The organism is Myxococcus sp. AB025B, assembly GCF_006518215.1.
Lineage (GTDB): Bacteria > Myxococcota > Myxococcia > Myxococcales > Myxococcaceae > Myxococcus > Myxococcus fulvus.
On record NZ_SRLW01000465.1, the window covers coordinates 1 to 5,447 of the forward strand.

The 5,447-nt window shown below is 69.4% G+C and carries 6 protein-coding genes; 3 read left to right on the top strand and 3 right to left on the bottom strand.

The genetic code is table 11. From position 1 onward, the window contains the following. The first annotated feature begins 213 nt into the window (after positions 1 to 213). Complete coding sequence (locus FL311_RS40840; RefSeq protein ID WP_141333038.1) at positions 214 to 540, top strand: hypothetical protein; 327 nt, start codon at positions 214 to 216, stop codon at positions 538 to 540. A 55-nt stretch (positions 541 to 595) separates the two neighbouring features. Here FL311_RS40840 and FL311_RS44560 read toward each other — a convergent pair whose 3' ends face one another. Further along, positions 596 to 1,696 (bottom strand): hypothetical protein, encoded by a 1,101-nt coding sequence (locus tag FL311_RS44560; RefSeq protein WP_194869585.1) that lies wholly within the window; start codon positions 1,694 to 1,696, stop codon positions 596 to 598. Positions 1,697 to 1,815: 119 nt separating this feature from the next. Beyond that, entirely contained in the window at positions 1,816 to 3,201 is a 1,386-nt protein-coding gene (locus FL311_RS40850) for a hypothetical protein (protein WP_141333039.1), read from the bottom strand. Between the two features lie 223 nt (positions 3,202 to 3,424). On the opposite strand from FL311_RS40850, the gene FL311_RS40855 reads away from it, so the two are divergent. Continuing rightward, positions 3,425 to 4,513 carry a hypothetical protein gene (locus FL311_RS40855; protein ID WP_141333040.1) on the top strand — a complete coding sequence of 363 codons (1,089 nt, stop codon included), beginning with the start codon at positions 3,425 to 3,427 and terminating at the stop codon, positions 4,511 to 4,513. 67 nt (positions 4,514 to 4,580) lie between these two features. Continuing rightward, complete coding sequence (locus FL311_RS40860) at positions 4,581 to 5,000, top strand: VOC family protein (protein WP_141333041.1); 420 nt, start codon at positions 4,581 to 4,583, stop codon at positions 4,998 to 5,000. Positions 5,001 to 5,017: 17 nt separating this feature from the next. On the opposite strand, the gene FL311_RS40865 is transcribed toward FL311_RS40860, so the two are convergent. Then, positions 5,018 to 5,335: a hypothetical protein gene (locus FL311_RS40865; protein ID WP_194869586.1), complete on the bottom strand. Its 318-nt coding sequence runs from the start codon at positions 5,333 to 5,335 to the stop codon at positions 5,018 to 5,020. Positions 5,336 to 5,447 lie beyond the last annotated feature (112 nt).

Below are 5,447 nucleotides of genomic sequence, written 5' to 3' on the forward strand. Positions count from 1 at the left end.
CAGGGCTTCGGGGGCCTCCCGAGAGGAGAACCCGCTCTCACGGGCGGCCGCTGGCGGGGTGCGCCAGGGCGTTGGTTTGAGTCGGAAGGAAATCCCAGGAGGGGAATTGTATGGGACTGTCGGTGAATATCGGCGGTCCGGGCGCCGTATCGTGGCTACCATGGGCGCGGGAGCTTCCCTGCTTCCGTAGGACCTTCCACGTCCGTTGCCGCCATGGAACTGCAGGTCATCGAGGTGATGCTCAACTCCCAGGACCTGGCGAAGGTGCCGCTGGGAGGCCATGAGGGCATCGCGGCGCGCTTGCGGGAGGCGCTGGCGGCGGTGGGGCTGGGGACGGTGACGGGCGCGAGCGCCGGGGGCGGCGTGGCCATCGTCGACGTGTCGGTGCCGAAGGAGCGCGTTCCGGAGGCGCTCGGCTTCCTGAAGCAGCAGCTGCGCTTGTGCGGCGCGCCGCGCACCACGGTGCTGAGCGTGGATGACACCGAGGTGCCCATCGGCGGGGACGAGCCGTGGGGGAGGCGGACCTCGCGTCCGGACTGAGGCCCCGGCACGCGCCCTCGCTGGGGAGGAGGCGCGCGCTCGGGGGATGCCTCGCTCAGAGGATGGGCGGCAGCTCCTGCTGGAGCTCGGCGCTGGTGCGCCAGCCCGCGGGCTTCAGGGGGGTGACGAACTCCAGGGTGCCGTTGGAGAGCGACACGCTGGCGGTGGTGTCCGCGCGCAGGTGGACGCGCTGGACCTTCTCGTGCAGCGCGCGGCGGGCCTCTCCGTCGCGGGCGAGCGTGCCCAGCGCCTCGAGGACCCGGGGGGCCAGGAACGCGAGCGCGCGCAGGGCCTCGGCGCTGGTGGCGCTCGAGCCCGGGGTGAGCGCGAGGGGGACGGGGCGCTCCAGGAGGGCGCCGAGCTTCTCGCTGTCCTTGTGCAGCTGGCGGCGCAGCTGGAGCGGGGAGGGGATGGGCGCGTCGTCGACGCGGATGAAGCCCAGGTCGCCCGCGTCCAGCACGCTGACGCACTCGATGTGGTTCACGTTGACGATGACCGCGTTGGCTTCGCGGTCCCGCTCCTCCTGCAAGAGCAGGGAGCGGCCCTCGCGCGAGTCCTCGAGGATGTCCCGGACGGTGCCCGTGAAGTACGTGCCGCTGTGCAGCGACACCGTCACGCGCGGGGGGCGCAGGGGGATGCCCGCCTGTCGACGGCTGGCGATGCGCAGGAGCGCCTGGAGCGTCGTCTCCAGCCCCCGGGGCTTCATGTCCAGGAAGGCCGCCAGCGGGTCGTCCGGGCGCGACAGCTCCGGCTCGGACTGCAGGGCGCGCTGGATGCCCTCTCGGCGGTCATGGATGTCGTCCAGGTTGGTGCAGGGCTCGTGGTCCAGGGTGAGCACGCCGTCGACGAACGAGGCGAAGCTGGAGCCGGAGACGTTGCCCGCGACGTTCTGGATGACCAGGCGCTTGAGCGAGCCCTGGACGAACTCGCGGCCCAGCGCGTCCTCCGTCAGCGATTCGAGCGCCTGGAAGAGCGGCGTGAAGTACACCTTGGTCCACGCCTCCTCGTAGATGTCCGCGTAGCCGTCGGCGCAGAGGCTGGCCCAGTCGACCTTCACCGGCACCTTGAAGCCGGCGACCTCGGCCAGCTGCTTCTCGAGCTGGGGAAACTGCGTCTCCTCGAACGACTTCGCCGCCTTGCGCTCCGCGAGTCCCATGGATGTCTCCGTTGGTGTCGCGCGGCAGTCTCGCCCGGACGGCCCGTGCCCTTGCAAGTTCGAGGATGCATTCGCGGACTCCAATCCGATGAGAGGACTGGAGTCCGCGAGACCCGGTGCTACAGGAAGGTCACCTTGCCATTGCGCTGAAAACAGACATGCGGCGTTCCATCCGTGGGGCGGATGGCGATGCTGGGCCGGGTGCCGTCCTGGATGGTGCCCAGCTGGGTGTATGTCCAGAAGCCGCGGGCGTCCGGGGTGATGAGCTCCAGCGTCGTCCCATGGCGCTGGGCGATGACGGGCTTGCCCGCGCTGTACGCCAGGTCATTGGAGCCGGCGTTGTAGTCCCCCTGGGACGTGCGCGCGGTGCTGGTGGACAGGGGCGTGCCGAGCGTGACGTCGAAGAGGCTGCCCCAGGCTCCGGTGGGTGTCCCGTTGGCGAGCACCAGCAGGTGCTGGTCCGGCGTCAGCGCCAGGGAGGACCAGCTGGTGATGGAGGAGAGCCCGTTCAGGGAGAAGGTCTCCACGACGGTGCCCTTGACGGCGGTCAGCAGGTTCCGGTTGGTGAAGTAGAGCGTGCCCGCCGCGTCGAAGAGGGCCTCGCTCGTCATGGCGCCCTGGAGGAACAGGGGCGTGCTCCACGTGTTGGTGCCGGTGCGGGCGGTGATGCGCGCGCCCGACGAGCTGTCGTCGTAGGCGATGACGGGCTGGTGGCCCTGGGTGGGGTTGAGCGTGACGGACAGGTTGACGGCGCTGGTGCGCTCCGCCACGTCCACCACCTCGCGCACCCAGGTGCCGCCGACGCGGGTGGCATACGCGACGCGCATGAGCTCTCCTCGTCCCGGCTCCCCGTTGCCCTTGAGGTAGGCGACGTGCGGTGTGCCGGTGGCGGGCTCGACGGCGATGACGGGCTTGAAGGTGAACTTCCCCTCGTTGTTGAAGCCCGCGCCGTCGATCTGCTCCGTCGTCCACGACGTGCCGTCCCAGAGGCCATACCAGAGCGAGCGGTGGGTGTCGTTGAAGTAGACGATGTGACCCCGGCCGGCGGTGTCGAACGTCAGCTCACAGAAGCCACCCGTCACGTCCGGGCCCGGGTCGATGACGGTGTCGAGGAGCGTGTCCGTGGTGGACTCCACGTTGAAGTGGAACTCGCCCTGGGCCTTCTTGCCCGACTCCGTCTCCACGGAGACGGACAGGGTGGCGACGCCCTTGGGTGGCAGCTTCCAGGTCACCCGCTCCGAGTCCGGCTCGAGGACGCCGGAGGTGGCGCTCCAGCTCACCGACTTGAAGACCTCACCGGAGGCGGAGACCTTGAAGCGCTCGGCCGCGCCCTCGACGAAGCCTCCCTGTCCGCCTTCCCGCTCGATGAGCAGCGTCAGCGTGCTGTCCGTGCGTGAGGGGATGACCTGCGTGGGCGCGTCGCCCGGCTCACCGGCGCAGGCGGTGAACAGGCTCACCGCTCCCACCACGAGCATCCTCTTCATGATGTTGTTGCGCTGCTTCAATGCATCGCTCCTGGTTGAATGGCCTGGCGAGGGTATTCCGCCAGTCCGACACGTTCGTCGCATCGGGCCCCTTCAACGGCTGTCATTGCGGAAGGGTCTATCCGGATACAGATGCAATGGCGGAACAGGAGGGGCGGCGGCTGGAACCTCGCGTGTTCCTGGCGCGTCGGACCCGTCCGGGGTGTGTATGTGCTTCCGGGTGTCGGTCTGGTAGACGGGGCGCATGAGTCGACGACGTGCGCCGGAGGACCTCTCCGCGTTGCTGGGAGCGCCGAAACCGGACTGGGAGCGCCTCACCCAGGCGCTCAAGAAGCTTCCGGAGGACGTGGACCCGGGGCTCGCCGCGGGGGCGGCGCTGCACCTGCTTCCGGAGGGCCGCTCGTCCTTCTGGGCCTTCGGGCGGCACTGCCAGCAATTGCCCGCGCCGGTCATCCGCGCGGTGCTGGAGCGGCTCGCGGGCGACCTGCGTCCGGGGGTGTTCTTCCTGCGCGAGAGCGTGGACCTGGAGGGCTCGGATGAGGCCCTGCGCGAGTCGTGGCGGATGGCGCTCCAGGGGTTGTTGGATTTGGACGTGACGTATGGCTGGGGCTCGAGGCAGCGCAAGGCGAAGCTCCAGGGGCTGGCGGCGAACCCGGTGTTGCTCCAGTCCCTCCAGACGGTGGTCGTGGCCAGCGAGGAGGTTTCTCGGGACATGCTGGCGGTGTTGACCATCGACGCGTCCGAGGCCTCGCTCGACGCGCTCATCCCCCATGTCGAGCGGGCGGTGCAGCGCCAGGGGTGGGAGCTGGACCGGCTGCAGGACCTGCGGACCCACGCGCGCTCCACGCCGGCGCTGGAGGCCCTGTTCGAGCGGATGGAGGGGGTGCTCCAGGCGCGCCGCGCGCGCTCACCGGCGCTGGAGCTGGCGCGGGCGCTGGGCTTCGGCGAGCCGGGCGTCTTCTGGTTCAAGCTGTACGCGACGGGCGGGGAGGAGGGGGACGAGCGGTCGATGACCTATCGTCACCACTGTCACCTGTCGGTCGACAGCCGGGCTCCGGACTGGCTCGGCTTCTCCATGTCCTCCTGGGACTCGGACGGGGAGCCGGGGGGGAATGTCCCGGTCTACGACCTGGATGGCACGGGGCTCCAGAACGACACGCTGGGGCTGGGGGCTTGCGAGCCCACGCGCATCCCCGAGTGGATGGCCCGGGCCGCGGAGCGGTTGAGGACGCAGTGGCACCTCGAGCAGCGCGCGGTGATGACGAGCCTGAGGGGCCGGCAGCGCACACGGCTCTTCGAGTGGCTGACGGGGCGAAATCCTCCGGGAAAATAGACCGATGATTTCCGGCCGGGTCGGCAGTCAGAGGGGTAGAAACCTCATCCCACCCCTGGAGATACCCATGAAGCCCAGCCGTCCCCGCAAGCTGTTCCTCAACCTGCCCGTCGCGGACCTGAAGCGCTCGGTCGATTTCTTCACGAAGCTGGGCTTCGAGTTCAACAAGGACTTCACCGACGACAGCGCCACCTGCATGGTGGTGGGCGAGGACGCGTACGTGATGTTGCTGACGGACGCGCGCTTCAAGGAGTTCATCAAGAAGCCGCTGCACGACGCGACGCAGAGCACGGCGGGGACGTATGCGCTGTCCGCCAACAGCCGCGCCGAGGTCGACGAGATGGTGAAGATTGCCTTGTCGTCCGGAGGCTCGAAGGCCGCGGACGCCATGGATCTGGGCTTCATGTACGGCGGGAGCTTCTACGACCCGGACGGCCACCACTGGGAGGTGGCCTTCATGGAGCCGGGGCAGATGCCGCCGCAGTAGCACTGCGGCCCCTGGGCTCAGGGCCCGCCCACCACGCTGGCCTGGGCGGCTGGCGCCTTCGCTTGTCCTTCCCTGCGTCGGCGCCAGTACAGGAAGACAGGGACACCCGCGCCGAGCAGGAGGGTTCCCTTGAGCGCGTTGAGGGGATTGGACGCCGTGGAGCCCACCACGACGTAGAGCGCCGCCGCGATGAAGAGCAGCGGCGTGAGGGGATGGCCGGGCACCCGATAGGACACGCGGGGCGCCTGTCCCCGCTTCTCCCGGGCGCGGTAGACGAAGAGCGTGGCCGCCGTGGTGCCGAAGACGAGCCAGTCCGCGAAGGGTCTGGCTCTCATCCTGAGCACGCAGCCCGGTGGACCTGAGCGCGCAGAGGGGCGAGCGTGAGGTCGATGGCGGCGTCCCAGCGCTCGGAAAGCACCAGGGAGCGGAGGTCGAGCACATTTTGAC